This is a genomic window from Azospirillum largimobile, assembly GCF_977007025.2.
Map to the genome: position 1 here is coordinate 645081 of NZ_CDRMUA020000003.1, position 26648 is coordinate 671728.

24 protein-coding genes are annotated in these 26648 nt (G+C 68.5%); 13 read left to right on the forward strand and 11 right to left on the reverse strand.

Annotation, left to right across the window (positions count from 1 at the left end; translation table 11 throughout):
• Positions 1-4: 4 nt before the first annotated feature.
• From ACWPKK_RS20510 to ACWPKK_RS20550, 9 genes are all read right to left on the reverse strand, one after another.
• Positions 5-838 (reverse strand): M55 family metallopeptidase, encoded by an 834-nt coding sequence (locus ACWPKK_RS20510; protein WP_452007721.1) that lies wholly within the window; start codon positions 836-838, stop codon positions 5-7.
• Positions 835-1929 carry a DmpA family aminopeptidase gene (locus tag ACWPKK_RS20515; protein WP_452007723.1) on the reverse strand — a complete coding sequence of 365 codons (1095 nt, stop codon included), beginning with the start codon at positions 1927-1929 and terminating at the stop codon, positions 835-837. Before ACWPKK_RS20515 ends, ACWPKK_RS20510 begins: the two co-directional genes overlap by 4 nt.
• Entirely contained in the window at positions 1904-2800 is an 897-nt protein-coding gene (locus ACWPKK_RS20520) for an ABC transporter permease subunit (RefSeq protein ID WP_452007725.1), read from the reverse strand. Before ACWPKK_RS20520 ends, ACWPKK_RS20515 begins: the two co-directional genes overlap by 26 nt.
• Entirely contained in the window at positions 2797-3717 is a 921-nt protein-coding gene (gene gsiC / locus ACWPKK_RS20525; RefSeq protein WP_014188862.1) for a glutathione ABC transporter permease GsiC, read from the reverse strand. The genes ACWPKK_RS20520 and gsiC overlap by 4 nt, the downstream gene beginning before the upstream one ends.
• A gap of 246 nt (positions 3718-3963) precedes the next feature.
• Positions 3964-5496 (reverse strand): glutathione ABC transporter substrate-binding protein, encoded by a 1533-nt coding sequence (locus ACWPKK_RS20530; protein WP_452007727.1) that lies wholly within the window; start codon positions 5494-5496, stop codon positions 3964-3966.
• A gap of 22 nt (positions 5497-5518) precedes the next feature.
• Positions 5519-7432, reverse strand: coding sequence for an ABC transporter ATP-binding protein (locus ACWPKK_RS20535; protein ID WP_452007729.1), 1914 nt, complete (start codon positions 7430-7432; stop codon positions 5519-5521).
• Entirely contained in the window at positions 7429-8289 is an 861-nt protein-coding gene (locus ACWPKK_RS20540) for a D-amino acid aminotransferase (protein ID WP_452007731.1), read from the reverse strand. The genes ACWPKK_RS20535 and ACWPKK_RS20540 overlap by 4 nt, the downstream gene beginning before the upstream one ends.
• Before the next feature lie 41 nt (positions 8290-8330).
• Positions 8331-9224 (reverse strand): MurR/RpiR family transcriptional regulator, encoded by an 894-nt coding sequence (locus ACWPKK_RS20545; RefSeq protein WP_452007733.1) that lies wholly within the window; start codon positions 9222-9224, stop codon positions 8331-8333.
• Positions 9225-9433: 209 nt separating this feature from the next.
• Complete coding sequence (locus ACWPKK_RS20550; RefSeq protein WP_452007735.1) at positions 9434-10198, reverse strand: MORN repeat-containing protein; 765 nt, start codon at positions 10196-10198, stop codon at positions 9434-9436.
• A gap of 193 nt (positions 10199-10391) precedes the next feature.
• On the opposite strand from ACWPKK_RS20550, the gene fliG reads away from it, so the two are divergent.
• The 10 genes from fliG (at position 10392) to ACWPKK_RS20600 (ending at position 20856) form a co-directional block, all read left to right on the forward strand.
• Positions 10392-11414 (forward strand): flagellar motor switch protein FliG, encoded by a 1023-nt coding sequence (fliG, locus tag ACWPKK_RS20555; protein WP_014188857.1) that lies wholly within the window; start codon positions 10392-10394, stop codon positions 11412-11414.
• Positions 11415-11696: 282 nt separating this feature from the next.
• The gene (locus tag ACWPKK_RS20560; protein WP_324870820.1) at positions 11697-12707 is read left to right on the forward strand and encodes a TRAP transporter substrate-binding protein; all 1011 of its coding nucleotides are present in this window, start codon (positions 11697-11699) and stop codon (positions 12705-12707) included.
• A 117-nt stretch (positions 12708-12824) separates the two neighbouring features.
• Complete coding sequence (locus ACWPKK_RS20565) at positions 12825-13334, forward strand: TRAP transporter small permease (protein WP_452007738.1); 510 nt, start codon at positions 12825-12827, stop codon at positions 13332-13334.
• A gap of 3 nt (positions 13335-13337) precedes the next feature.
• On the forward strand, positions 13338-14639 hold the full coding sequence (locus tag ACWPKK_RS20570; RefSeq protein ID WP_452007740.1) for a TRAP transporter large permease: 1302 nt from the start codon (positions 13338-13340) through the stop codon (positions 14637-14639).
• 5 nt (positions 14640-14644) lie between these two features.
• Positions 14645-15373 (forward strand): 5-oxoprolinase subunit PxpB, encoded by a 729-nt coding sequence (gene pxpB / locus ACWPKK_RS20575; protein ID WP_452007742.1) that lies wholly within the window; start codon positions 14645-14647, stop codon positions 15371-15373.
• Entirely contained in the window at positions 15370-16428 is a 1059-nt protein-coding gene (locus ACWPKK_RS20580) for a 5-oxoprolinase subunit C family protein (protein ID WP_452007744.1), read from the forward strand. The genes pxpB and ACWPKK_RS20580 overlap by 4 nt, the downstream gene beginning before the upstream one ends.
• A 329-nt stretch (positions 16429-16757) precedes the next feature.
• Positions 16758-17876: an ABC transporter ATP-binding protein gene (locus ACWPKK_RS20585; protein WP_452007746.1), complete on the forward strand. Its 1119-nt coding sequence runs from the start codon at positions 16758-16760 to the stop codon at positions 17874-17876.
• Positions 17877-17925: 49 nt separating this feature from the next.
• Complete coding sequence (locus tag ACWPKK_RS20590; RefSeq protein WP_452007748.1) at positions 17926-18972, forward strand: ABC transporter substrate-binding protein; 1047 nt, start codon at positions 17926-17928, stop codon at positions 18970-18972.
• A 196-nt stretch (positions 18973-19168) separates the two neighbouring features.
• Positions 19169-20026 (forward strand): ABC transporter permease, encoded by an 858-nt coding sequence (locus ACWPKK_RS20595; RefSeq protein ID WP_452007750.1) that lies wholly within the window; start codon positions 19169-19171, stop codon positions 20024-20026.
• Positions 20027-20043: 17 nt separating this feature from the next.
• Positions 20044-20856 carry an ABC transporter permease gene (locus tag ACWPKK_RS20600; RefSeq protein WP_452007752.1) on the forward strand — a complete coding sequence of 271 codons (813 nt, stop codon included), beginning with the start codon at positions 20044-20046 and terminating at the stop codon, positions 20854-20856.
• Between the two features lie 6 nt (positions 20857-20862).
• Here the strand turns inward: ACWPKK_RS20600 and ACWPKK_RS20605 are convergent, their stop codons facing one another.
• Positions 20863-21216 carry a hydroxyisourate hydrolase gene (locus ACWPKK_RS20605; RefSeq protein ID WP_452007754.1) on the reverse strand — a complete coding sequence of 118 codons (354 nt, stop codon included), beginning with the start codon at positions 21214-21216 and terminating at the stop codon, positions 20863-20865.
• Between the two features lie 26 nt (positions 21217-21242).
• Between ACWPKK_RS20605 and ACWPKK_RS20610 the strand changes: the two genes are divergently transcribed.
• Genes ACWPKK_RS20610 through ACWPKK_RS20620 form a run of 3 tightly spaced genes read left to right on the forward strand, consistent with a single transcriptional unit; the run spans position 21243 to position 24612 of the window.
• Positions 21243-22451 carry an MFS transporter gene (locus tag ACWPKK_RS20610; RefSeq protein WP_452007756.1) on the forward strand — a complete coding sequence of 403 codons (1209 nt, stop codon included), beginning with the start codon at positions 21243-21245 and terminating at the stop codon, positions 22449-22451.
• Complete coding sequence (locus ACWPKK_RS20615; RefSeq protein WP_452007758.1) at positions 22448-23863, forward strand: amidase; 1416 nt, start codon at positions 22448-22450, stop codon at positions 23861-23863. Before ACWPKK_RS20610 ends, ACWPKK_RS20615 begins: the two co-directional genes overlap by 4 nt.
• Positions 23860-24612, forward strand: a complete 753-nt coding sequence (locus tag ACWPKK_RS20620) for a GntR family transcriptional regulator (protein ID WP_452007760.1) — start codon at positions 23860-23862, stop codon at positions 24610-24612. Before ACWPKK_RS20615 ends, ACWPKK_RS20620 begins: the two co-directional genes overlap by 4 nt.
• Before the next feature lie 9 nt (positions 24613-24621).
• Here ACWPKK_RS20620 and ACWPKK_RS20625 read toward each other — a convergent pair whose 3' ends face one another.
• Positions 24622-26316, reverse strand: coding sequence for an ELWxxDGT repeat protein (locus ACWPKK_RS20625; RefSeq protein WP_452007762.1), 1695 nt, complete (start codon positions 26314-26316; stop codon positions 24622-24624).
• Positions 26317-26648: the final 332 nt, after the last annotated feature.

The window sequence follows — 26648 nt, forward strand, 5'->3', positions numbered from 1 at the left end:
GGTCTCAGCGCAGGGCGGCCGACATGGCCGACAGGGTGTTGATCCAGCCGAGAGCGGCGGCCATGCTGGCAGCCGGCAGGCGGATGGTCACGGGGTCGAGGCGTTCGGACACCGGGATCAGCGACGCCAGATCGGCCAGCGCCGGGCTGGTCATCTCGATCTCCAGCCGGTAGGGCGCGCCGTCGGCTTGCGGGGGGACGCGGAAGGGCGGGATGCTCGCGGACCGGCGGACGGCACGGGCCGCGGCCTCGCGGATGCGGTCGCGGGCGACCGTGGGCGCAACGGAGCGAGCGGCGCGCTGGCCGAGCGCCTGCTTGACCACCACGCGCTCGGACTCCGGGAACAGCGGCGCCATCTCGGCGGCGAAGCGGTCGTCGCCGCTCAGCAGGATCACCGGCACGCCGATCTCTCCGGCATAGGCGCCGTAATTGCCAGCCTCCCCCAGCTCCTGCCCGTTCACCCGGACGCGGCCGAAGGCGAAGCTGTTGGTGGTGTGGGCGAGGATGCCGTATTGTCGGGCCGAGGTGTGGAAGCCGACGCACATGACGCCCGCCGCGTCCGGCTCCAGCCCGGCGAACATGCCGATGGGCTTGGGACGGCCGAGGATCAATTCGGCGGCCGGATGCAGCTCGTCCGGCAGCAGGTTGACCATCGGGCCGTGGCTGTCGTTCACCAGGATCTCGGTCGCACCGGCTTCAAGCGCGCCTTCGATGGCGGCGTTGACCTCAGCGGTCATCAGGCGGCGGGCGCGCTCATACTCTGGGTTGCCCTGCGTCACCTGCTGCTGGGAGACGACGCCGGCCACGCCTTCGATGTCGGCGGAGATGTAGATCTTCACGGAGTGCTCCCGGAGGTGAGCGTGTCGGATAGGCAAGGCCGGCTGGCGCCGTCGCGGCCGACCACCGGCGTGGCGGCGGCCAGCGCGTCGAGAACGGCTTCCTGCGTGGCATCGGCCATCGCTTCGAACAGGGCGTCGATGCGGCGTTCGTTCAACATGCGCAGGGCCAGGATGTCGGCGGTTTCGTCATGGCCGATGCGGTTGGCGGTGGTGAAGCCCAGCGCGATGTCGCCGCTGCCATGGCCCCAGAAGGACCCCACCCGCGCCAGCCCTACCCCGGCGCGGCGGATCACCCGGCGCAGCTGGCGGTGATCGAGCGGCACGTCGGTGGCGGCGATGACGATGACGGAGCCCTTCTCCGGCGCGTCGTCCTTCACGGGCAGGGCGACGCGGCGGCCATCGGGCAGTCGCAGTTCCCCCGGCCGGCCGAAATTCGCCAACACCAGCACGCCCAAGTGATAACGTTTGCCGTCCAGCTTGAGGCGGCGCGAGGATGTCCCGATGCCGCCCTTGAAGCCGAAGCAGGACATGCCGCGCCCGGCACCCACCGATCCGACCGCGACCTCGGCGCCGTCCGGTTCGGCGAGCGCGGCGGACAGCGCGGCGGCGGCATGGGCTTCCGTCACCGCCAGCGCCTGGATGTCGTTCAGCGGACCGTCGTTGCACTCCATCACCACCGGGTTGACGGTGGCGGTGGTGCGGCCGATGTCGGGGTTGGCGGCGATGGCATGGCGGACCAAAGCGGTGGACGCCGTGCCAACCGACAGCGTGTTGGTCAGCAGGATCGGGGTTTCCAGCGCGCCGAGTTCCTCCACCTGCATCAGGCCGACGCTCTTGCCGAAGCCGTTCAGCACCTCCGCCGCGGCTATGGGCTTGTCGCGGTAGAGGTTGCCGGCATGGGGCAGGATGGCGGTGACGCCGGTCTGGATGGCGCCCCCTTGGAATGTGTTCTCGTCGAGCGTGCAATGGCCGACGCGCACGCCCGGAACGTCGGTGATGGCGTTGCGCGGCCCCGGCGTCAGCCGGCCGCAGGCGAGCCCCAAGGCCCGCGCTCGCTTTACCGGTTCAACGGAGTTTCGGGTCGAGGGCATCGCGCAGTCCGTCGCCGAGCAGGTTGAAGGCCAGCACCGTCAGGAAGATGGCGAGGCCGGGATAGAAGGTGACGTGGCTTGCGACGCCGATGTAGCTGCGCCCATCGGCCAGCATGGCGCCCCATTCCGGGCTGGGCGGCTGGGCGCCGAGGCCGATGAAGCTGAGGCTGGCCGCCGTCAGGATCGAGGTGCCGATGCGCATGGAGACATAGACGATCACGCTGGGCAGCGTGCCGGGCAGGATGTGGCGGACCATCAGCAGCCGGTCGCGCACGCCGATGGCGCGGGCGGCGTCGACATAGACCGCGCGCTTCAGCGACAGCGTGCTGCCGCGCACGAGACGGGCGAAAACGGGGATGCTGAAGATCGCGACCGCATAGATGACGTTCTCGATGCCCGGCCCCAGGATGGCGACGATGCCGATGGCCAGCAGGATGCCGGGGAAGGCCAGCAGCACGTCGCAGATGCGCATGATGAGGCTGTCGATCCAGCCGCCGCGGAAGCCCGCGATCAGCCCCAGCGCCACGCCGGCCACCCCGCCGAGCAGGACCGACAGCAGCCCGACCGACAGCGAGATGCGGGCGCCCCACAGGATGCGGCTGAAGATGTCGCGGCCATAGGCGTCGGTGCCGGCCCAATGAGCGGCCGACGGGCCTTCCAGGATGCGGTCGTAATCGAAGGCCGCGGGATCGAACGGCGCGATCCAGGGTGCAGCGGCAGCGGCCAAAGCCAGCGCCAGCAGACAGATGCCGGCCGCCATGGCGGTGCGGTTGCGCCGGAACTTGCGCCAGAACTCGCGCAGCGGCGAACGGACGGCTTCGTGGCCCGTATTTTGGCCGGCGGCCACGCCGGTTGCGTCTGTCGTGGTCATGAGTAGCGAATCTCGGGGTTGGCGAAGGCGTACAGCACATCGACCAGCAGGTTGATGATGATGAACTCCAGCGAGAACAGCAGGATCTCCGCCTGGATGACGGTGTAGTCGCGGTAATTGACGCTATCGACCAGCAGCCGGCCCAGCCCCGGCCAGGAGAACACCGTCTCCACCACGATGGATCCGCCGAGCAGGAAGCCGAACTGCAGGCCGACCATGGTGATGATCGGGATCAGCGCGTTGCGCAGCGTGTGCTTCCACACCACCAGCCGGGCGGGCACGCCCTTGGCCCTGGCGGTGCGGACATAATCCTCGCGCGCGATCTCGATGAAGGCGGAGCGGGTGAAGCGCGCCATCACCGCGGCGACGCCGAGGCCGAGCGTCAGCGACGGCATGACGAAATGCTGCCACGTGCCATAGCCGCTGGTCGGCAGCCAGCCGAGCTTGACCGAGAACAGGTCGATCATCAGCAGGCCGAGCCAGAAGGACGGGAAGGCGATGCCCGACACCGCGACGATCATGCCGGCATGGTCCTGCCAGCGCCCGCGCTTCGTTGCCGACGCCACGCCGATCAGCAGCCCGGCCAGCGTCGCCCACGCCATGGCGGCGACGGTGAGGTAGAGCGTGGGCATGAAGCGTTCGCCGATCTCCTGCGACACCGGCCGCTTGGTCTTCATCGAGCGCCCGAATTCGCCCTGCACCGCGTTGCCGAGGAAGCGGCCATACTGCACCCACAGCGGCTGGTCGAGGCCGAGATCCTGGCGCACCAGTTCGACGTCGCGCTGGGTCGCATCCGGCCCCGCGACCAGCCGCGCCGGATCGCCCGGCAGCAGATGGACGAAGCCGAAGACGAAGACGGAAATCACCAGCAGAACCGGCAGGATGCCGGCGACACGGCCGACGAGATATTTCAGCATGGGGCAGAGGTCCTGGTGGAGGGCCTGGGTGGGGTGTCGGCCGGCGGTGGCGTTAGACCCCCACCTAGCCTCCCCCGCTGGGCGGGGGAGGGACTGCCGCCACTCTCCCGCCAAAGTACTTGTCCCCTCCCCCGCCCAGCTCTCGCACAAAGCTTCGCTTTGTGCTGACGCGGCAGGCGGACCGTAGGTCCGCTGAGAGCGGGGGAGGGTTAGGGTGGGGGTCTAACCCCCCACCCCACACTCACATCACTGCAGATCGGCCTCTTCCATCTGCAGGCCGCCGTCGGCGACGTAGTAGAAGCCGGTCAGCTTCTTCGACTTGCCGGCCAGCAGGTTCTCGACGCCGAGGAAGATCCACGGCGCGTCCTTCCAGATCTGCTCCTGGGCGACGCGGTAGGCGTCGGCGCGCTTGGCGTTGTCGGCGGTGCCGATGCCGGTCTCGATCGCGGTGTCGACCGTCTCGTTCTTATAGTAAGCGACGTTGAAGAACTTCGGCGGGAAGCCCTTGCCCCACAGCAGCGGACGCAGGCCCCAGTCGGCATCGCCGGTCGAAGCCGACCAGCCGCTGTACTGCATCTGCACCGTGGCATCCTCCGGCTTCTCGACGCTCCAGACGCGGGATGCCTCGACACCGGCTTCGAGCGGGGTGACGGTCAGCTTGACGCCGACCTGCGCCAGCTGCTGCTGCACGAACTGCATGCCGCGGATGAAGTTGGTGCTGTTGCGGCCGATCATCTCGGCCTCGAAGCCGTTCGGATAGCCGGCCTCGGCCAGCAGCGCCTTCGCCTTGGCGAGGTCGTAGGTGTACTGGTTCGGCTGCGAGACGTGGAAGCCCAGCTTGGACGGGATGGCCGAATCCAGCGGGCCGGCATAGCCGCGATAGACCACCTTCGCGTAGGCGCTCTTGTCGATGGCGTAGTTCAGCGCCTGACGGACGCGCGGGTCGTTGAACGGCTTCTTCATGGTGTTCATCGCCACATAGCGGGCGATGATCGACGGGGCGTCGATGATCTCCAGCGCCTGGTTGGCTTCCACCATCTTCACCATTTCCGGCGGCAGCGGATAGATGAACTGCGCCTCGTTGGTCTGCAGCATGGCGATGCGGCTGCCGTTCTCCGGCACGCTCTTCAGCGTCACGCTGTCAACCTTCGGCAGGCCGGGCTTCCAGTAGTTGGCGTTCTTCTCGACCTTCAGCGTGTCCGCTTCCCAGCTGACGAACTTGTAGGGGCCGGTGCCGACGGGGTGGCGGCCGATCTCCTTGCCGAAGGTTTCCAGCGCCTTCGGGCTGTGGATCATGGCGCCGGGGTGGGCGAGGTTGTTGTTCAGCGCGCCGAAGGGCTGCGACAGCTTGAGCGTGATGGTGTGGTCGTCGACCACCACCGTCTCGGCCAGCATCGCCAGCAGGCTCTGGCGCTTCAGCCGGTTGGCAGGGTTCGACAGGCGGTCGAAGTTGGTCTTCACCGCCTGGGCGTTGAAGGGCGAACCGTCATGGAAGGTGACGCCCTTGCGCAGGCGGTAGGTGTATTCGGTGGCGGTGTCGTTGACCGTGAAGCTCTCCGCCAGCAGCGGGACCAGCTTCATCTCCTTGTCGAAGCCGAACAGGCCCTGCATCATCGTGCGGCTGGCCGACTGCGACAGGGTGTCGTTGATGTCGGCCGGGTCCAGCGTGGTGATGTTGTCGGGGATGCCGACGACCAGATTCTTGGCGGCGAAGGCCGGACCGGCCAGCGCGGTGCCGGCGAGCAGGCCGGCCAGCAGGGGAAGAGCGAAGCGCGTCACGTGATGTCTCCCTTTTCTTGATTCAGAAGTCGCCGCCGACGGCGTGGCGCGCGACGAAATGGTCGTCGCCAACCGGCACCAGCGGCTGCACCACCGGCTCGTCGCCGATGTTGCGGATCGGGCTTGGGATCTCGCCGGTCAGCAGCCGCAGGTCGCGGGTGCGCCGGCTGGGATCGGCGATCGGCACGGCCGCCATCAGGCGGCGGGTGTAGGGGTGCTGCGGGTTCTCGAACACCGCGCGGCGGGGCCCGAGTTCGACGATCTGGCCCAGATACATGACGGCGACGCGGTGGCTGACCCGCTCCACCACCGCCATGTCATGGCTGATGAACAGGTAGGACAGGCCGCGCCTGGCCTGCAGCTCCATCAGCAGATTGACGATCTGCGCCTGGATCGACACGTCGAGCGCCGCCACCGCCTCGTCGGCGATGATCAGCTTGGGATCGCAGGCGATCGCGCGGGCGATGCAGATGCGCTGGCGCTGTCCGCCGGAGAATTCATGCGGGTAGCGGCGCGCGTGCTCCGGCTTCAGGCCCACCTGGGTCAGCAGCTCCGCAACCCGTTCCTCGATGGCGCGGCGGCGCGACACGCCCGGCCTGGATGTGGGCACGTAATTGTGGACCAGCATCGGTTCGGCGACGCTGAAACCGACGGTCATGCGCGGGTTCAGCGAGGCGAAGGGATCCTGGAAGATGTACTGGATCTTCTCCTTCAGCTTCGCCTGGCCGTTGGAATCCAGCGCCGCGGTGTCGAGGCCGTCGAAGCGGATGCTGCCGGAGGTGGCGGACTGAAGCCCCATGATGGTGCGGCCGGTGGTCGACTTGCCGCAGCCGGATTCACCGACCAGCGCCAGCGTCTCGCCCGGACGGACGGCGAAGCTGACCTTTTCCACCGCATGGACGCGGGCCTTCAGCGATCCGAAGATGCCCTTGCGCACGCCGAAGCGGGTGGTGAGGTCGCGCACCTCCAGAAGCGGGGCGTCGGCCGCGCGCACGGTGTCCTGCACCGGCGGCGGGGCCGGCGGCGCAGCCTCGGCCTTCGCGTCGTCCACCACCAGAAGCGGGAAGCGCATCGGCAGATCATGGCCGCGCAGCGCGCCCAGCTTCGGCACGGCGGACAGCAGCGCCTTGGTGTAGGGGTGCTGCGGCGCCTGGAAGATGCGCTCGACCGTGCCCTCCTCCACCTTGCGGCCACGCCACATCACGACGACGCGGTCGGCCACCTCCGCCACCACGCCCATGTCATGGGTGATGAAGATGACGCCCATCCCCATCTCGTCCTGCAGCAGGCGGATCAGCCGCAGGATCTGGGCCTGGATGGTGACGTCGAGCGCGGTGGTCGGCTCGTCGGCGATCAGCAGGGAGGGCCGGCAGGACAGCGCCATGGCGATCATCACGCGCTGGCGCATGCCGCCCGACAGCTGGTGCGGGTGGCGGTCGAGCAGCCGGGCCGGTTCGGGAATCCGAACCTTCTCCAGCATGCGCAACGCCTCCGCCCGCGCCGCCTTGCGGTCGAGACCCTGGTGCAGCATCACCGCCTCGGCGATCTGGTCGCCGATGGTGAAGACCGGGTTCAGCGACGTCATCGGCTCCTGGAAGACCATGGCGATGTCGTTGCCGCGCATGTCCGTCAGCGCTTCGGCCGGCGGCGTGGCGAGGTCGCGTTCGCGCCCGTCGCGCCCCTTGAAGCGGATGCGCCCGCCAACGATGCGGCCGCCGGCATAATCGACCAGACGCATCAGCGACAGCGAGGTCACCGATTTGCCGGAGCCGGATTCGCCGACGATGGCGACCGTCTCGCCCGGTGCCACGGTGAAGCTGACATCGTCGACCACGCGCACGGGACCATGCTCGCCGTCGAAGGCGACGCTCAGGCCCTCTACGGAAAGCAGCGCCGGCGCGGTCTCGACCGACTTTGCGGCAGCGGCAACGCTCATCGGCCAGTCCCTTCTCGTCCCAGCCTCTCGGCGAACAGCGCGAACATGCGGCGCCACACCATGCCCGGCGCGCCGGTGCCGACCGGCTTGCCGTTCAGGCTGGTGACGGGAGTGATTTCCTTGGTGGTGCTGGCGATCCAGATCTCGTCGGCGGAGTCCAGTTCCGCCGCCGGAATGTCGCGTTCCTCCAGCCGCAGGCCGGCCTCGACGGCCAGCCGCAGGATGACGGTGCGGGTGATGCCCTCGAGAATGCGGTTGTCGTTGAGCGGGGTGGCGATGACGCCGTCCTTGACCACGAAGATGTTGGTCGCCGCGCCCTCCGTCACCAGACCGTCGCGCAGCTGAAGCGCATCGACCACGCCGGCGTCGGTCGCCGCCTGCTGCGCCAGCACGCTGCCGAGCAGCGCAACCGTCTTCAGGTCGCAGCGGCCCCAGCGGATGTCGGGGATGGTGATGGCGGCGACGCCCTGGTCGCGCCATGCCGCGGGCGGGCGCTTCAGCGGGCTGGCCATGCCGAACACCGACGGGGTGACGCCGGCCGGGAAGGCGTGGCCGCGGCTGGCGGCGGCGCCGCGGGTGACCTGGAGATAGACGGTCAGGTCGCCGTCGATGCCGGATCCGGCGGCCAGCCGTTCCATGATGCCCATCCAGTCGCCGGCCGACAGGGCGCAGTCGATGCGCAGTTCGGACATCCCGCGCTGCAGGCGGGCGATGTGCGCCTCCGGCTCGAACAGGCGGCCGTTGTAGGCGGCGGTCACCTCATAGAGGCCGTCGGCGAACAGGAAACCGCGGTCCAGCGGCGACACATGGACCTCGTCCAGCGGCAGGTAACGCCCGTTCCAATAGGAGATCGTCATCGCTTTTCAGCTTCTTTGGCGCGTGGAAAGGAAAGCCCCGCTCACTCCGTCGGCCGCTTGCTCTTCGGCACGACGTGGAGGTAGGGCAGGATGCGTTCGGCGACGTCGGCGGCCTGTCCGACGCTGTCCGGACCGGAGCGGGACAGCGCGGTGCCCAGCGCCACGATCAGCGCCATCAGCCCGGTGGGGGAGCTGTGGCGCACGCCATGGTCGGCCCCGGCCAGCAGGGTGACATCGGCAAGCGGGACGATCGGGCTGTCCGGCGCGTCGGTCAGCGCGATGGCCTTCGCCCCGCGTTCCCGGCACAGCTGCAGATGCTCAATGGTCCGGCGCGAATAGCGCGGCGAGGTGATGGCGATGACCAGATCGCCGGGCTTGACCGTCATCAGCCGGCGGATGGTGCGCTCGGTGCCCGCGAACTCGATGGCTTCGCGGACATGGTCGACATAGGGCTCCAGCACGTCGGCCAGGAACAGGGCGAGATAGGCGCTGTCGCCCAACCCCAGCGCCACGACGCGTTTGGAGTCGCGGATCAGGCGGATCGCCGCCTCGCACTGTTCGGGCTGCAGCAGATCCATGGTGCGGGTGATGTTGCCGGCGTCGCTGGCCAGCGATTCCCGCATGATCTCGGCATTCGAGGTGTCGCGCTGCACGGCCACGCGCAGCTTTTCCACCGGCGCGAAGGTGGATTCGAAGGCGCGCAGCAGATCCTCGCGGAACTCCGGATAGCCCTCATAGCCGAGGAAGCGGGCATAGCGGTTGACGGACGCCACCGACACCTCGGCCGCCGCCGCCAGCTCGCCGATCTTCAGCGTCGCGGTGCGGAACGGATAGGCCAGGGCCCATTCCCCCACCTTGGCGAGCGCCGCCGGCAGCTGCGCCTGGCAGTTCTGCATCCGGATCAGCAGCGATCCCGTCTGAATGGGTGGCTCCATTCCCTCGATGCTCCTCCGGAAAGCCCAAGCGTGGCTTGCGTGAGCACAGAGTTACAGGTTTTCCACATTCCTGTAAATTCATTTTCACATAATGGCGTATGCCAAATGGCGACGCGCCGCGGGCGCCGCCCAGGAGGAGCCGTCCATGAGAAGCCGCCCATGAGAAGCCGCCCATGAGAAGCCCGGGCCGGACAGTGGAGAAGCGTCGGCTACTGCGGCGGGGCGCGCAGTACCTGATCGGGTTCCGTCAACCATTCTTCCAGCCGCTGCGGCCCGGCGGCATCGGCAGGCCGCGATGCGGGCGAGGGCGGAGACGGCGTCGGAACCGCTGCGGACTGGGGCGTGCGGTCGAGCGGCGTACCGGCCCTAATCGTGCCGCGGCCGTCGATCTGCGCCTGGAAGCGGCGGCCGTCGGCGGTGACGAACTCGCCGGGACCGGTGGGGCGATTGCGGTGGAACTCGCCGACATACTTGTTTCCACTTGGGAAAATGAGCGTGCCGAATCCGGTGCGGCGGTCGTCCCGCCATTCACCCTCATAGGTGCGCCCGTCCGCCCAGACATGGGTCGCCTCTCCCGAAACCAGCCCGTCCTTGAAATTGCCGTCGAGGCGGCGGCCGTCCCGCCATGCGATGCGGGCCCGGCCCTCGATCCGTCCATCGACGAGGGTCGCGTCCGCCCGTCCCTCATAGCGTCCGTCATGGAACCAGGTCAGCACGCCGGGTCCGCTCGCCCAGCCGTCCACACAGGCACCGGACCAGCGGATGGTCTTGCGCCGGTCGGGATACTGGTCGCGATAGCGGCAGTCGGAGCCTTCCAGCGTCACCGCCTGCTCCGCCAGGGCCGACCCCGGCAGGGCGACCATCAAGCCGGGAAGGGACAGGGCGGTCGCTGCGCCGCGAAGTCCGGCACGGATCATCAACGCCCGGATGGTGGGGGCGGCAGGGCGGCGGGGAAGGCCCGACGGGGCAGGCATGAACGCCTCCCATTCTTGTGCAGGGGAATGATGCAACCCCCAACCGCCGTGGCCGGATTCGGTTCCGGAACACCGGCGGAAGGCAAGTGCGACCACCGGTTTCGCTATTCCTGACCGGTTTCCTTATCGTTTGTTAACGATGTTTGCCGCAATGATCGGGCTCTGTGAACACGCGCAATCATGAAGGGTAGCAATGGCTCAGAAGGTTCGTGAGGACTACCGGACCCTCACCGGCCCGGAAAAGGCCGCCATCATGATGCTCGCGCTGGGCGAGGAGCATTCGTCCAAGCTGTTCTCGCTGATGGACGACGAGGAGATCAAGGAGCTGTCCCAGGTGATGGCGAACCTGGGCACGGTGTCGGCCAACCTGATCGAGCGCCTGTTCGTCGAATTCGCCGAGCAGATGTCGTCGAGCGGCACCGTCGTCGGCTCCTTCGATTCGACCGAGCGGCTGCTGCTGAAGACCCTGCCGAAGGACAAGGTCGACCAGATCATGGAGGACATCCGTGGTCCGGCCGGCCGCACCATGTGGGACAAGCTGACCAACGTCAACGAATCGGTGCTCTCCAACTACCTGAAGAACGAGTACCCGCAGACCGTCGCGGTGGTGCTTTCCAAGATCCGCTCCGACCATGCCGGCCGCGTCCTTGCCCAGCTTCCGGAAAGCTTCGCGATGGAGGTCATCATGCGCATGCTGCGCATGGAGGCGGTGCAGAAGGAGGTTCTGGATGACGTGGAGCGCACGCTGCGCACCGAGTTCATGACCAACCTCGCCCGCACCAGCCGCCGCGACAGCCACGAGATGCTGGCGGAGATCTTCAACGGTCTGGACCGCACCACCGAGCACCGCTTCATGGCGGCGCTGGAGGAGCGCAACCGCGACAGTGCCGAGCGCATCAAGTCGCTGATGTTCACCTTCGAGGATCTGTCGAAGCTCGACCCCGGCGGCGTCCAGACCGTCCTGCGGACGGTGGACAAGCAGAAGCTGGGCACCGCGCTGAAGGGCGCGTCGGAGTCGCTGAAGGATCTGTTCTTCTCCAACATGTCCGAGCGCGCCGCCAAGATCCTGCGCGAGGACATGGCCGCCATGGGTCCGGTCCGCGTCCGCGACGTGGACGAGGCGCAGATGTACATGGTCCAGCTGGCCAAGGACCTCGCCGCCCGCGGCGAACTGGTCCTGGCCGAGGGCAGCGGCGAGAACGAGTTGATCTACTGAGCGCGTCCACTGGCCCCACCCCCTGGCCGCGGGGCCATAAGGGACGGGCACCGCTGATTTTTTCCCCGGCTGTAACATTGGAGGTTTGACGGAACGCTCGGAACGGTGAACCCTTGGGGACCGAATGGGCAGGATCAGGGAGGCCGCTGTCACGATGCCTTGGCTACGGGCTGCTCGCGCAGGCTCCGGCCGGGCCGGACATCCGGCTTCTGCCCACCGTCCGACCGGCCATAAGGCCAGCGGGCGGCGCTTCGGCCAACAATCAGGGAGCTTCCGAACATCATGACCGCTGACATGCTGCAATCCCGTCTCGTCGCCCGGATGGCCGGCCCGATCGTCGCCGGCCTGCTGGGGCTGGGCGTCGCCGCCGGGCCGCTGGCAGCACTCGCCGAGACCTGGGACATGCCGACCCCCTATCCCGACACGAACCTGCACACCGTCGTGGTGAAGCAGTTCGCGGAGGACGTGAAGGCGGCCACCGGCGGCAAGATCCAGATCACCGTCCATTCCAACGGCTCGCTGATCCGCCATCCGGAGATCAAGCGCGCGGTCCAGTCCGGACAGGCGCAGCTGGGCGAGGTGCTGATCAGCTCCTGGGCGAACGAGGACCCGTTGTTCGGCCTCGATTCGGTGCCCTTCCTCGCCACCGACTTCCAGGCGTCGCGCAAGCTCTACGACGTCTCCAAGCCGTATCTCGAGAAGAAGCTGGAGCGCCAGCGCCTGAAGCTGCTCTACTCGATTCCGTGGCCGCCGCAGGGCCTCTACGTGAAGGACGAGATCCAATCGGTCGAAGCGCTGAAGGGGCAGAAGTTCCGCGCCTACAACCCGGCCACCACCCGCATCGCCGAGCTGAGCGGCGCGGTCCCGGTGAAGATCGAGGCGGCGGAAGTCGCGCAGGCCTTCGGCACCGGCATCGTCACCGCGATGATCACCTCGGCCGCCACCGGCGTCGACACCAAGGCCTGGGACTTCGTGAAGGTCTATTACGACGTCCAAGCCTGGCTGCCGCGCAACATGGTCTTCGTCAACGCCGAGGTGTGGAAGGGTCTGGACGCCAACACGCAGAAGGCGGTCCAGGACGCCGCCGCCAAGGCCGAGGCCGCCGGCTGGGCCGAGTGGGAAAAGAAGACGGCCGAGCTGAACAAGACCATGGCCGGCAACGGCATGAAGGTCCTGCCGCCGTCCGACAAGCTGAAGGAAGGCCTGTCCGCCATCGGCAAGACCATGACCGAGGAATGGACCAAGGCCGCCGGTGCCGACGGCGAGGCGATCATCTCCGCCTTCCGCAAGTAACCGTCCGCAGGGACCTTGGGGTGATCCGGCCGGCGCGCCGCAGCATGGCGGCCGGCCGGATCACCACCGGTCCATGACGCCCCTTCGCTTCGACCGACCGCAGGAGGTGGTTGCGCCATGCGCACCGCACTGTCCATTCTTTATCGAACCGCCGAGATCCTGGGCGCGGTCGCGCTCGCCGCCATCGCCGTGCTGATCATCACGCAGGTGGGAAGCCGCCTCGTCGGCCGCATGGTGCCGGGGGCCGACGAGCTTGCCGGCTATTGCATGGCCGCGTCCTTCTTCCTGATGCTGGGGCCGGCGCTGCGCCGCGGCTCCCACATCCGCGTTAACGTGTTGGTGGAGCGGCTGCACGGCGCGCCCCGCCGCGCCTTCGAACTGGCCTGCCTCACCTTCGGCACGGCGCTCAGCGCCTATTTCGCCTGGTACTGGCTGCGCATGACCTACGATTCCTATGATTTCGGCGACCTCAGCCAGGGCGTGCTGCCGATCCCCTTGTGGATACCGCAGGCGCTGATGGCGGCCGGGCTGGTCGTGCTGGTGATCGCCCTGATCGACGACCTTGTGGCCGTGCTGCGGGGCGGGGACGCGTCCTACCAGCATGCCGGCATGCAGAGCGAGGGCTGAACGATGGATCAGACGACCGCATCCATCGTCGTCGTGGTGACGATGTTCCTGATGCTGGGGGCCGGCGTGTGGGTGGCGCTGGCGCTGGCCGGCGTCGGCTTCGTCGCCATGGCGCTGTTCACCGCGCGGCCGGTGGGAATGGTGATGGCGACCAACATCTGGGGCGCCAGCACCTCATGGACGCTGACGGCCTTGCCGCTGTTCATCTGGATGGGCGAGATCCTGTTCCGCACCCGCATCTCGTCCGACATGTTCAAGGGGCTGGCACCCTGGACCGGCTGGCTGCCCGGCCGCCTGATGCATGTGAACGTCATCGGCTGCTCGATCTTCGCCGCCGTGTCCGGGTCCTCGGCCGCCACCGCCGCCACCATCGGCCGCATGACCATCCCGGAGCTGAATCGGCGCGGCTACGACCAGATGATGACTCTGGGATCGCTGGCCGGGGCCGGCACGCTGGGGCTGCTGATCCCACCTTCGATCATCATGATCGTCTATGGCGTGGCGGCGGACGTGTCCATCGCCCGGCTGTTCATCGCCGGCGTCATTCCCGGCATCGTGCTGACCGGGCTGTTCATGGCCTATGTCGGCGGCTGGTCGCTGCTGAACCCCGGCCGGGTGCCGCCGCCCGAACCGTCGCAGAGTCTGCCTGAGAAGATCCGCGACACCGGCGCGCTGATCCCGGTGATGCTGCTGATCGCCGCGGTTCTGGGCTCCATCTATGTCGGCATCGCCACCCCGACCGAGGCCGCCGGCATCGGCGTGCTGGGGTCGCTGGTGCTGGCGCTGGCGACCGGGACGCTGAACTGGACGACCTTCCGCGACAGCCTGTTCGGCGCCGCCCACACCTCCTGCATGATCGGCTTCATCCTGGCGGGTGCGGCCTTCCTGACGGTGGCGATGGGCTATACCGGCATCCCGCGCCTGCTGGCGGAGTGGATCACCACGATGCAGCTGTCGCCGGCGGCGCTGCTGGTGGCGCTGACCGCCTTCTTCATCGTGATGGGCTGCTTCCTCGACGGTATCTCCATGGTGGTGCTGACCACCTCGGTGATCCTGCCGATGGTGCAGCAGGCGGGCATCGACCTGCTGTGGTTCGGCATCTACATCATCATCGTGGTGGAGATGGCGCAGATCACGCCGCCGGTCGGCTTCAACCTGTTCGTGCTGCAGGCGATGACCGGCAGGAACATCTTCACCATCGGCAAGGCCAGCCTGCCCTTCTTCCTGCTGATGGTGCTGATGGTGGCCCTGTTGTGGCTGTTCCCCGGCATGGTGACGTGGCTGCCGTCGATGATGATCGGGTAAGGAGCGTGGGCGTGGAGATCCGCTTCACCACCGCAGGCGACACCGCCTTCAACGTCGAGTTCGGCGAGGCCATCGACCGGGCGACCAACGCCCGCGTCATGGCCCTGCACGCCCGGCTGAAAGCCGAACCGCCGCCGGGACTGGTGGAAACGGTGCCGACCTTCCGCTCGCTGCTGGTGGTCTACGATCCCGTCGCCACCGGACGGTGGGAGATGCAGGCGGCGGTGGAGGCGGCGCTAGCCGGCAGCGACGCCGCCACGGCGGAGGGGCGGCTGTGGCGCCTGCCGGTCTGCTACGCTCCCGACCTCGGCCCCGATTTGGCCGAACTGGCCAATGGACTGGGGCTGACCACGGAGCGCGTGGCGGAGTTGCACGGCTCGGCCGAGTATTTCGTCTACATGCTGGGCTTCATGCCGGGCTTCGGCTACATGGGCGACCTGCCGGCGGAGCTGGAGCGGCCGCGCCGGACGGAGCCGCGGGTGCGGGTGCCTGCCGGCTCCGTTGCCGTCGCCGGGCGGCTGACCACCGTCTATCCGTGGGAGAGTCCCGGCGGCTGGCACCTGATCGGCCGCTGTCCGGTTCCGCTCTATGACGCCGGACGGGCCGATCCCGTCCTGCTGGCGGCCGGCGACCGGGTGCGATTCGAGGCGGTGGACCGCGCTGCCTTCGACGGCATTGCGCAGGCGGTGGCCGCCGGCCGCTTCGATCCCGCCAGCCTGAGGGCCGCATCATGAGCGCCTTTCTGACGGTGGTGCGGCCGGGCCTGTTCGCGACGATCCAGGATCTGGGCCGCTTCGGCTTCCAGGAGTTGGGCATGCCGGTGGCCGGCGCGCTCGACCCGGTGGCGCTGCGGCTCGCCAATGCGCTGGTCGGCAATCCGCCGGGCATGGCGGGGCTGGAGATCGCGCTGCTCGGCCCCGTCCTGCGGGTGGAGTCTCCCGCCATCCGCCTCGCCGCAGTCGGTCCGCTGGCGATGACGCTGGAGCGCGAGGGGGAGGTCGCCCGGCCGCTGGAGCCCCACCGCAGCCACACCCTGCGCCAGGGCGACCTGCTCCGGCTGGGGGCGGTGGATGGAGCGTCGGTGGCCTATCTGGCGGTGGCCGGCGGCTTCGCGCTGGCACCGGTGATGGGCAGCCTGTCCACCTATGTCCGGGCCGGCATCGGTCCGCTCGGCGGGCGCCCTCTGGGCCAGGATGACCGGTTGCCGCTTGTCCGCGACAGCGCGCCCGATGGGCCGGACGTGGAACTGCCGCAGCCGCCGGATTACGGTGGAGGACCGTTGCGTGTCGTGCTCGGGCCGCAGGACGACCGCTTCACCGAGCAGGCTTTGGCAACCTTCCTGTCGGCGGCCTACCATGTCGGCAAGCAGGCCGACCGCATGGGCCTGCGTCTGGAAGGGCCGGCGCTGAAACATCGCGGGTCGGCCGACATCCCGTCGGACGGGCTCGTCACCGGCTCCATCCAGGTGCCGGGCAACGGACAGCCGATCCTGCTGCTGAACGACCACCAGACCGCCGGGGGCTATGCCAAGATCGCCACGGTGATCTCCGCCGACCTGCCCCGCGCCGGCCGCCTGCGCCCCGGCGACCGCCTGTCCTTCCAGGCGGTAACGGTGGACGAGGCCGAAGCGATCCGCCGCCGGCAGGAACAGGCGATATCTGGCTGGATCCGCGCCATCCGCCCGGTGCGACCGGCCGGGGGCATCGATCTGGAGGCGCTGTATGCAGAAAACCTGATCTCCGGCACGGTGGACATCGTGAATGGCGGCAGCGATCTGCCGCTGGTGTGAGGGGCTCCCCACTTCATTGCCCCCACCCCAACCCTCCCCCGCTCTCGCAGGGGAGGGAGCAAGTGAGTGTTCAGGAGAGTGGCGGCAGTTCCCTCCCCCGCCCAGCGGGGGAGGGTTAGGGCAGGGGCAAATGCTTAGCATCGTTGGCGCCAAATGCGGCATTTGCCTGCGTCTGCCGCTTATTTCAGCATCATCAGGGCGCCGCTACCCGTTCATCAAGCGACCAATAATACGCGTAAGCCACTGACAAAAAGCAATAAGTCCGGAAACGGCATGCGCTTTGCTATCTAACGATCTGCAAAGCGCAACGCGAAACGGACGGTACAGCCATGGTCGGAGCCTCGCAAAGCAGCCAGTCGGCCCAGCGTGGACAGACGCTTCTTCTCGACGGGATCACCCAGCGCTACGGCAACACGCTGGCCGTCAACGACGTGACGCTCGACATCAAGGGCGGCGAACTGGTGGCCCTGCTCGGGCCGTCGGGCTGCGGCAAGACGACCCTGCTGCGGATCATCGCCGGCTTCATGGCCCAGACCAAGGGCCACGTCATCGTCGGCGGCGAGGCCATCGACGGGCTGCCGCCCAACCGCCGCTCCGTCGGCATCGTCTTCCAGAATTACGCGCTGTTTCCGCACATGACGGTGGCGGAGAACGTCGCCTATGGGCTGGACGCCCGCGGCGTCGACCGTGCCACCCAGCGCAGCGAGGCCCAGCGCATGCTGGATCTGGTGAAGCTGGGCCATCTCGGCGACCGCATGCCGCGCCAGCTGTCCGGCGGGCAGCAGCAGCGCGTCGCCCTGGCCCGCGCGCTGGCGGTGAATCCGTCGATCCTTCTGCTCGACGAACCTTTCGCGGCGCTGGACAAGAACCTGCGCCTGGACATGCAGATCGAGGTGAAGCGCATCCAGCGCCTGTCCGGCATCACCACCATCCTCGTCACCCACGACCAGGAGGAGGCGCTGTCGATGGCCGACCGCGTCGCGGTGCTGAGCCAGGGCCGGCTGGAGCAATTCTCCCCGCCGACCGACATCTACGACGCGCCGGACAGCCTGTTCGTCAACACCTTCGTCGGCTCCGCCAACCTGCTGGGCGGCGTTCTGCTCGGTTCCGACCGCAGCGGCGGCACGGTGCGGCTGGATGCCGGCGGCACCATCGAGACGCGCCCACCCAAGGGCGACGTCCGCCCCGGCGGCCGCGTCACCGTCTGCCTGCGGCCGGAGCATCTGCGCGTCGATCCCGCCGCAAACGGCGCCGACACGCTGAACGGCGTCGTGGAGATGGGGCTGCCGCTGGGCGCTACAATCGTCCACGAGGTGCGCGTCGCCGACGGGTCGGCCGTGAAGGTCTCCGAACCGCGCATCGACCGCGCCGCGCTGTTCGCCCCCGGCACCCCGGTTCGCCTCGCGCCGGTCGCGCCTCGCCTCGCCTCGGTCTTTGCCGCGGCCTGATCCGCCTTTCCTTCCCCCTATCGCCTTCCCCACCCGACAGGAGTGATCCATGCTGCTGACCCGCCGCTCCCTGATGCAGACGGCCCTGACGCTGGGTGCCATGCACGCCTTCCCCGGCCTGACCTGGGCGCAGGCGCGCCCGCTGGTCTTCGCGACCTTCACCGGCAGCTGGGAGGAGGCGCACAAGGCCGTGCTCGTCCCCGCCTTCCGCAAGGCGACCGGCAACGCCGACATGGTGCTCGACCCCATGCTGTCCGTCGACCAGATCGCCAAGGTGAACGCGGCGAAGAACAACCCGCCGATCGACGTCATGCTGCATGATCCGGGACCCGCGCTGCAGGCCATCGCCCAGGATCTGGTCGAACCCTATCCGGTGGAAAAGAGCGCCTATTACAAGGATCTGATCCCGGAGGCCCAGGTGCCGATGGGGCCGTCGCCCTTCTTCCAGGTGGTGGGCATCACCTACAACCCGGAAACGGTGAAGACGCCGCCGACCTCCTGGGCCGATCTGTGGAAGCCGGAATTCAAGGGCCGCGTCGGCATCACCAACCTGAACTCCACGCTCGGCACCGGCTTCATGGTGGAACTGGCCAAGATGCATGGCGGGTCGGAATCCAACATCGACCCTGCCTTCAAGGCGCTGGACTCGCTGCGCCCCAGCCTCGCCGCCGTCGCCGCCAACCCCGGCCAGCTCGCCACCCTGTTCCAGCAGGGCCAGATCGACATCTCCCCCGGCAATTTCAACGCCATCCAGATCCTGAAGGCGCGCGGCGTGCCGGTTGAGTTCGTCATCCCCAAGGAAGGCGCCATAGCCTTCAAGACGACCATCCACATCGTCAAGAACTCCCCCAACAAGGAGCTGGCCTTCAAGCTGATCGAAGCCGCCCTGTCGCCGGAGGTGCAGGCCCAACTGATGGAAGAGCCGTTCCTGATCGTGCCGACCAACACCAAGGTCGCGATCAAGGGCGAACTCGCCAAGACGCTGGCGAAGGACCATGCCGAGATCGCGAAGAAGTTCGTGTTCCAGGACTGGGCCAAGATCAACGAGCAGCGCAGCGCCTGGATCGAACGCTTCAACCGCGAGATCAGGGTGTGAGGCTGTAGAGCTCCCCCCTCTCCCCCCTGGGGAGAGGGTCGGGGTGAGGGGGATGCGTTGCGTGATCTGTCAGAAAAACCGCCACGCCCCCGCTCCTGATCAGCTTATCGCTCCGCGTCCCCCTCACCCTAACCCTCTCCCCGGGGGGGAGAGGGGATGGTCGTCGGGGAGAGGTTACTTAAGAGGAACCGAAACCATGGCCGCGACGCTGCGCAACGTCACCACATACGACCTGAAACTGGCGGCGCCGCTCGCGGCGGGGTTCGTCGTCTTCTTCGTCACGCCGCTGGTCATCCTGCTGGCGCTGAGCTTCCAGACCGATCCGCAGGGCGGCCGGTTCGGGCTGACCCAGTACGTCAATTTCCTCGGCGACAGCTTCAGCCTCGGCGTGCTGGGATCGACGCTGTGGCTGGGGGTGAAGGTCACGGCGCTGACGCTGCTGCTGGGCTATCCGGTGGCATGGCTGCACCAGCGCTCCCCCGGCTGGGCCAGGGGTATCATCATGCTGCTGGTGCTGCTGCCGCTGCTGACCAGCGTGGTGGTGCGCACCTTCGCCTGGGTGGTCATCCTGGGGCGGCAGGGGATCGTCAACGCCTCGCTGCTCGGGCTGGGGCTGATCGACACGCCGCTGAAGCTGCTCTACACCGAAGGCGGCGTGGTGATGGCCCTGGCCCAGGTGCAGATGCCGCTGATGGTGCTGCCGCTGATCACCGCGCTGAGCCGCATCGACCCGAACCTCGCCGACGCCTCATCGGTGCTGGGGGCCGGGCATTGGCGGACCTTCCGCAAGGTGATCCTGCCGCTGTCGCTGCCGGGGATCATCGCCGGCTGCCTGCTGACCTATGCCGCAGCCATCACCGCCTTCATCACGCAAAGCCTGATCGGCGGCGGGCAGATGCTGTTCATGCCGATGTACATCTACCAGCAGGCCTCCACCCTGCAGAACTGGCCCTTCGCCGCCGCGATCTCCGTCATTTTCCTGGTCGCGGTGCTGGTGGTGGTGTCGATCTTCAACGTGCTGGGCCGCCTGTCGCGCGGCTACACCAACGCCTGACCCGCAGGGAACCGGACATGAGCAACCGCCGTTTCGATTTCGACGCGCTCAGCTTCCGCATCGTCATGACGGGGGTGGCGCTGCTGGCCCTGCTGCTGCTGGCGGCACCGACGGTCGTGGTGATCTGGGTGTCCTTCACCAGCGGCTATTCGCTGAAATTCCCGCCGCCCGGCTATTCGCTGCGCTGGTATGTCGAGCTGTGGAACGCATGGCAGCTTCAGTTCGCGCTGATGAACAGCCTGAAGGTGGCGGCCTGGGCGACCGCGTTGTCGATCCTGCTGGGCGTCGCCGCCTCGCTGGGCATCGCGCGCTCGGCCAGCCTGAAGGCGCGGGTGCTGGACAGCCTGTTCCTGTCGCCGCTGGTGCTGCCGGCGCTGGCCTTCGGGTTGTCGTCGCTGATGTTCTTCTCGCTGGTCGGCGTGCCGGTATCGCCGCTGACGCTGATCATCGGCCACACCGTGGTGTCGGTGCCCTTCGTCGTGCGCAACACCGTGGCCTCGCTGGCGCAGATGAACCCGACCCTGCTGGAGGCGTCGGCCAGCCTGGGCGCCACCCGCTGGTTCACCTTTCGCCGCATCACCCTGCCGCTGATCCGGCCGGGCATCATGGCCGGCGGATTCATCGCCTTCATGGCCTCCTTCGACAATGTGCCGGTGTCGCTGTTCCTGCGGGACGCCGCGACCGACATGCTGCCGATCCGCATGTGGCAGGATCTTGAAGGCAAGCTCGACGTGACGGTCGCGGCGTTGTCCGGCGTGCTGATCGTCGCGACCATCGCGCTGATGATGGTGATGGAGCGCGTGGCCGGCCTTTCGAAGCGGTTGACCTGACCCGGCCTACACACCCAGAAAGAGAGAAACCCCGAAGGGGGTGAATTTGAAGGGCAGATGCAGATGGCGCTCCAGGTCGGTCACTTTGAAGCGGAACGGCATGATGTCGAGGAAGCGGGTCTGCTCCTCCGGATAGCCCGCCGCGCGCAGCCAGTCGCCGACATGGAACAGCACCTCGTGCGGGCCGGGGGCGATGCCCTCGCCGCGAACCGTGGGGTGGTCGAGCTGCCCGTTGGCGCCCAGCCGGCCGTCCGCCAGCAGGCGGCGGTCGGGCGTCAGGGCGTAAAGCTCCACCCGCAGCCCTTCGGCGGCGACGCCGCGCGCCACGTCCACACCGTGAATCGAAATACCGCCAGCCATGCCGCCTCCAGTTCCGGGTTTCCGCGATGGTAGCCGAGACGGCGACGGTCGCGCCAGCGCCGACCAAGCCTCCGGCGATGCCGCCGCTTCTGCCGGCGCTGATCGGAATGACCGGCCTGCAGGCCCTGGTGGCTCTCGCCCTGTTCGCCCCGGGAGTTCTAGCACCGCGCATGGGGATCGACCCGGCGGGGCTCGGCCTGTTCACCACCACCGGCTTTGCCGTGGGGATGGCGGCGTCGCTCTGCGGCGGGGTGCTGGCCGGGCGGCTGGGCTCCTTCCGGGTGGCCAGCTTCTGCGCGGTGGCGGTGGCCGCCGCCATGCTGTGCGCGATGACGGGGAGCGGCGCCTTGGCGCTGCTGGCGGCCGGGGTTGCCATCGGGCTGGCCTGCGGGCCGGAGACGCCGGCCAGCGCCGCCATCCTCGGCCGGCTGGTGCGGGAGGCCGACCGGCCGATGGTGTTCTCTGTCCGGCAGACCGGCAACCAGATCGGCGCGATGGCCGGATCGCTGGCCCTGCCGCTGCTGGCCGCCGTCACCGATCCGCGCGCCGGCTATGCGGCCATCGCCGCGCTGGCGCTGGTTTGCGTCCTGCCCTTCGAACGGCTGCGGACGGCCTATGATCCGCTGACCCGATCCGCCACGACCGCTTTCGGGCTGGGCGCGGCCATCCGGTTGCTGCGCAGCGACCCGGCGCTGCGACGGCTGGCATTGGCCTCCTTTCCCTATTCGGCGAGCCAACTGACGCTGAACGGATTCTTCGTCGTCTTCGCCGTGGCGGAGCTGGGGCTGGAGCATGTCTCCGCCGGGGTGGCGCTGGCTGCCGGGCAGGCGGGCGGGCTCGCCGGGCGGCTCGGCTGGGGGGTGGTCGCCTCGCGCTGGGTGGCGCCGCGCCGTCTGGTCGGGCTGCTGGGGCTGGGCATGGCGGCGGCATCGGCGCTGGTCGCGCTGGCCGGCGCCGCCCTGCCCTTCCCGGCGCTGGCGGCGGCGACCTTCCTGTTCGGGCTGACCGCCAGCGGCTGGAACGGGGTCTTCCTGGCGGAGGTGGCGCGGCTGGCTCCGGCGGGGCGCATCGGCGAGGCGACGGGGGCGGTGATGGTCGGCGGCTTCGCCGGGCTGATCGCCGGCCCGGTCGTGCTGGTGGCCGCCGCCGCGGTCAGCACGCTGGCCACCGGCTATCTCGTGGTCAGCCTGCTGGCCGCGCTGGCGGGACTGAGCCTTCTCGGAGACAAGCGATGACCCTTCCCCTTCGCGCCGTGGCCCAGGCCGATGCCGTGCGCGGCGGACGCAGCAGCGCCCGCGCCGTGACCGAAGCGGCGCTCGCCCGCATCGCCGCCGGCAATCCCACCCTGAACGCCCTGGTCGCCATTCATGCCGAACAGGCGCTGCTGGACGCCGACGCGGTGGATCGCCGCCTTGCCGCCAGAGAGAATGTGCAGTTGGAGGATTTGCCGCTGGCCGGCGTGCCGGTGGCGGTCAAGGACACCATCTGGGTCGCCGGCCGCCGCGTCACCCAGGGGTCGCGCCTGTTCGCCGATTTCCACGCCCCCGCCGACGCCATGGCGGTGGAACGGCTGCGCCGCGCCGGTGCGGTCGTCGTCGGCATGGCCAACAGCTCCGAATTCGCCTGCAAGGGCGTCACCACCAACCCGCTGTTCGGCCAGACGCGCCACCCGATGGACCCGAATCTGACCCCCGGCGGCTCCAGCGGCGGGCCGGCGGCTGCCGTTGCCGCCGGGCTGGTTCCGCTGGCGCTCGGCACCGATGCCGGCGGGTCGAGCCGCCGCCCGCCGGCCCATGTCGGCGTGGTCGGCTTCAAGCCCAGCTTCGGCGCCATCCCCTACGGCCCCGGCTTCGCCGAGCCCTTCGTCGGCATCGCCGTGTTGGCGCCCATCGCCGCCGATGTCGCCGACACCGCCCTGATGTTCGAGGCGCTGGCCGGCCCCGACCCGCGCGACCCCGACAGCGCCGCGATCGCCCCGGCGGAGGAGCGGCCGGTTTCGTCCCTCACCATCGCCTACAGCCCGACATTCGGCATGGACGCCCCGGTTGACGACGACGTGCGCGACGCGGTGGAGCGGGCGGTGAAGGCTCTGGCCCGCGCCGGTGCCCGCATCGTCCGTCCCGAAGGCCGGTTCCCGCGCTGGCCGGCCGGCGTCACCGAAACCGCGCTGATGCCGCTGCAGCATGCCGGGCTTGCGGCACTTTATGGCGAGGCGTTCCGCCGTGATCCAGGCCTGTTCGATCCCGACATCGCGGTGCAGATCGAACGCGGCCTGTCCTTGAGCGGGGCGGAGGTCGCGGCGGCGCAACTGCTCGGCGTCGAGGTCGGCCGCGCGCTGGCCGCGCAGTTCGCAGGGGCGGACCTGATCGTCGGGCCGACCACCCCCTGCGTCGCCTGGCCGCTGGACCGGCTGGGACCGGAAACCATCGGCGGACAGCCGGTGCCGCCACGAGCACACGCGGTTTTCACCCCGCTGTTCAACCACGCCAAGGTCCCGGCGCTCAGCCTGCCCTGCGGGACCGGGCGCGGCGGGCTGCCGGTGGGCTTGCAGATCGTGGCACCGCGCGGCATGGACCGCCGGGTGCTGCGCTTCGCCGCTTTCGCAGAGGAAACGCTCGCCGCAGGCGTGCCGGATTCCCAGCCATGAGCCCGACCATGACCTTCGACGATGACCGGCCGGACGATACGCCGGACGCCGCCCCAGGCACCGCACCGCCGCGCCGACGCCGCGCGGTGCCGCCGCCGCCCTTGGCGGACATGGCGGTGGACCGGCTGCGCGACATGATCATCTATGGCGAACTGGCGCCGTCCGCCCGCCTGATCGAACCGGAGTTGAGCGAGAAGCTCGGCATCTCCCGCACGCCGTTGCGCGAGGCGCTGAAGCTGCTGGCGGCGGACGGGCTGGTGATGCTGCGTCCCAACCGCAACGCCATCGTCGCCCCGCTCGACGCCGCCGAACTGACCCACCTGTTCGAGGCGGAAGGCTGCATCGAGAGCTTCGCCGCCCGGCTCGCCGCCGAACGGATGACCGCCGCCGACCTGCGCCGCCTGCGCGGCTTCCAGGAAAAGATCGAGGCTTTGCAGGGGGCGGGCGCGCTGGAGGAATATTTCGCGATCAACCAGAAGGTCCACCGGCTGATCGTGTCGAGCGCCAAGAACCCCGCGCTGGTGGAGGCGCATGACCGGCTGCTCGGCCGGTTGGCGCGGGCGCGCTACTTCGCGTTGGGCGCCCAAGGACGGTGGAAGGAGTCGGTGCTGGAACACCGCGAGATCCTGGCGGCGCTGGAGGCCCGCGACGGCAAGACGGCGGAGCATCTGTTCGTCCACCATGTCGGCCGCACCGGCGAGGTGGTCGCCGCCGCCTGCGCCTCCCCCCGCGCCCGGCAGGCGGGGTGACGCGCGGGCTCAGACACCTGCGATCTGCAGCGTGCCGTACAGCAGGCTGATCGGCTGCGTGGAGGCGAGCTGCGTCACCTCGCTCCTGTCGGGGTCGAGGTGGAACAGCGCACCGGCCTGGTTGGCATCCGTCGCACTGAAATAGAGGCTGTCGCCGACAGCGCGCAGAGTCGTGGGCTGCGTCCAAGTCGTGTCATGCGACCTGTCCGTCACCATGTGCGTGCCGGCTTCGGTCCCGTCGCTCATCCAAAGCCCCCGTCCGTGGATGCCGTCATCGGCGGTGAAGAACAGCGTATCGTCCACCACGGCGAAGTCACCGATGCCGGAGCCGGCACTGCCCGGCGCGATGTCCTTCACCATGCGCGTTCCCTGCTCCGTTCCGTCCGATATCCACAGTTCCTCGCCATGCTCCGCGTCGCCGGCGACGAAGGCGAGCCGGTCGTCGAAGGCGCTGAACCGGCTGGGCAGGGAGAGGCCGATCGATGGAAAATCCTTCACCTGGACAGTGCCTTCCGGAGTGCCGTCGCTCTTCCACAGATCCTCTCCGAGGTTGAAGAACAGCGTGTCCTCCACCGCGGTCAGGACCACCGGACGCCCGACCCTCGGGTTGTCGCCAAGCCCGTCGTACAGCTTGGTCGTGCCCTCTTCGGTTCCATCCGTGACCCACAGCTGGCTATAAAAGCCGGTGCCATCCCACGCCGTCAGGAACAACCGATCGTCGACCGCCGTGAAATGCGCCGGAAAGATGGGGAGCGGGACCGGCGGATCGAACGGTCCGGGATAGAAGTCCTTGACCAGCATCGTTCCGGCCTCGGTACCGTCCGACCGCCACAGCGCCCTGCCATGCTCGCTGTCGCTGGCCGAGAAGAACAGCTCGTCTTCCACCGCCGTCAGATTGTATGGATAGACTCCGGCCATGGCGCCGCCGATGTCCTTCACCATGTGCGTGCCGGCGGCGGTCCCGTCGCTGACCCACAGTTCCGCGCCATGCTGGCCGTCATTCGCCTGGAAGAACACCTGACCGTCCACTTCGGTCAGTGACGTGGGCGACGAGCCCACCTCGCCCGGATTGATGTCCGTCACCATGCGGGTTCCTGCCGGGGTCCCGTCGGTGGACCACAATTCGCGGCCATGGATACCATCGTCGGCGCTGAAAAGCACGCGCCCACCCAGTTCCACAAAGTCTCCCGGTTCGGAAGAGGCCGCTCCCGGCGCGAGGTCGCGCAGAAGGAAGGCCCGGCGCCCGTCCGTCCCCCACAACTCGTTGCCATGCGTGCCGTCCGTCGCCGCGAAGACGGCGCTGGCCTTCACCCGCTCGCTTTTCAGCCGCAGATTGTCGGCGGTGAGATCCGCCTGCGACAGGCCCATCAGCTTCACGCCGTCGCGCGGCCCAAAATCCAGAACCAGCCCATCACTGTCCTGGTGGGAGCGGGACAGCACATCCTCCAGGCTGCCGATCCCGCTCCAACTCCGCAGGTCCAGCAGGTCGCCGCCGGTCCCGCCCTGGAAATCGCCGATGCAGTCCCATCCGTCGCCGGGCTTGAGGACAAAGCGGTCGCTGCCGCCACCACCCTCCATGTAGTCGTTGCCTCGATTTCCGATGATGGTGTCATTTCCATCCCCGCCGAACAGAAGGTCGCGACGCCTGCCACCGGTGATCGTCCGCCCGGACGCGCCGTGATCCTGCGCGTGATTCCGTTCCATGACCGCCCCCTTCAATCGCATCAGCAAGGCGGACGGAATCTACATTCTTTGGTTGTTTTCCCGAAGAGCGCGGTCAGCCACTGCCCCATCTGCCATCCGCCTACCCCGATCAGGAAAGGCGCCACCGCTGGACACCCGTCAGAAAGAGGGGCGGACGGAAGCCTGACGAAATGCCGCAGATGGTTCGATTGACCACCGGCCCCGAGCGCAACTACCATACCAGCAACTGGAATGGTAGTATGCAACGCCACGAACGGTACCGAAGCGGCACCGCTCCCGACGATGGCCGGACTGCTCCAGGAGACAGTGCTGAAACGCGAGAAACCACCGCC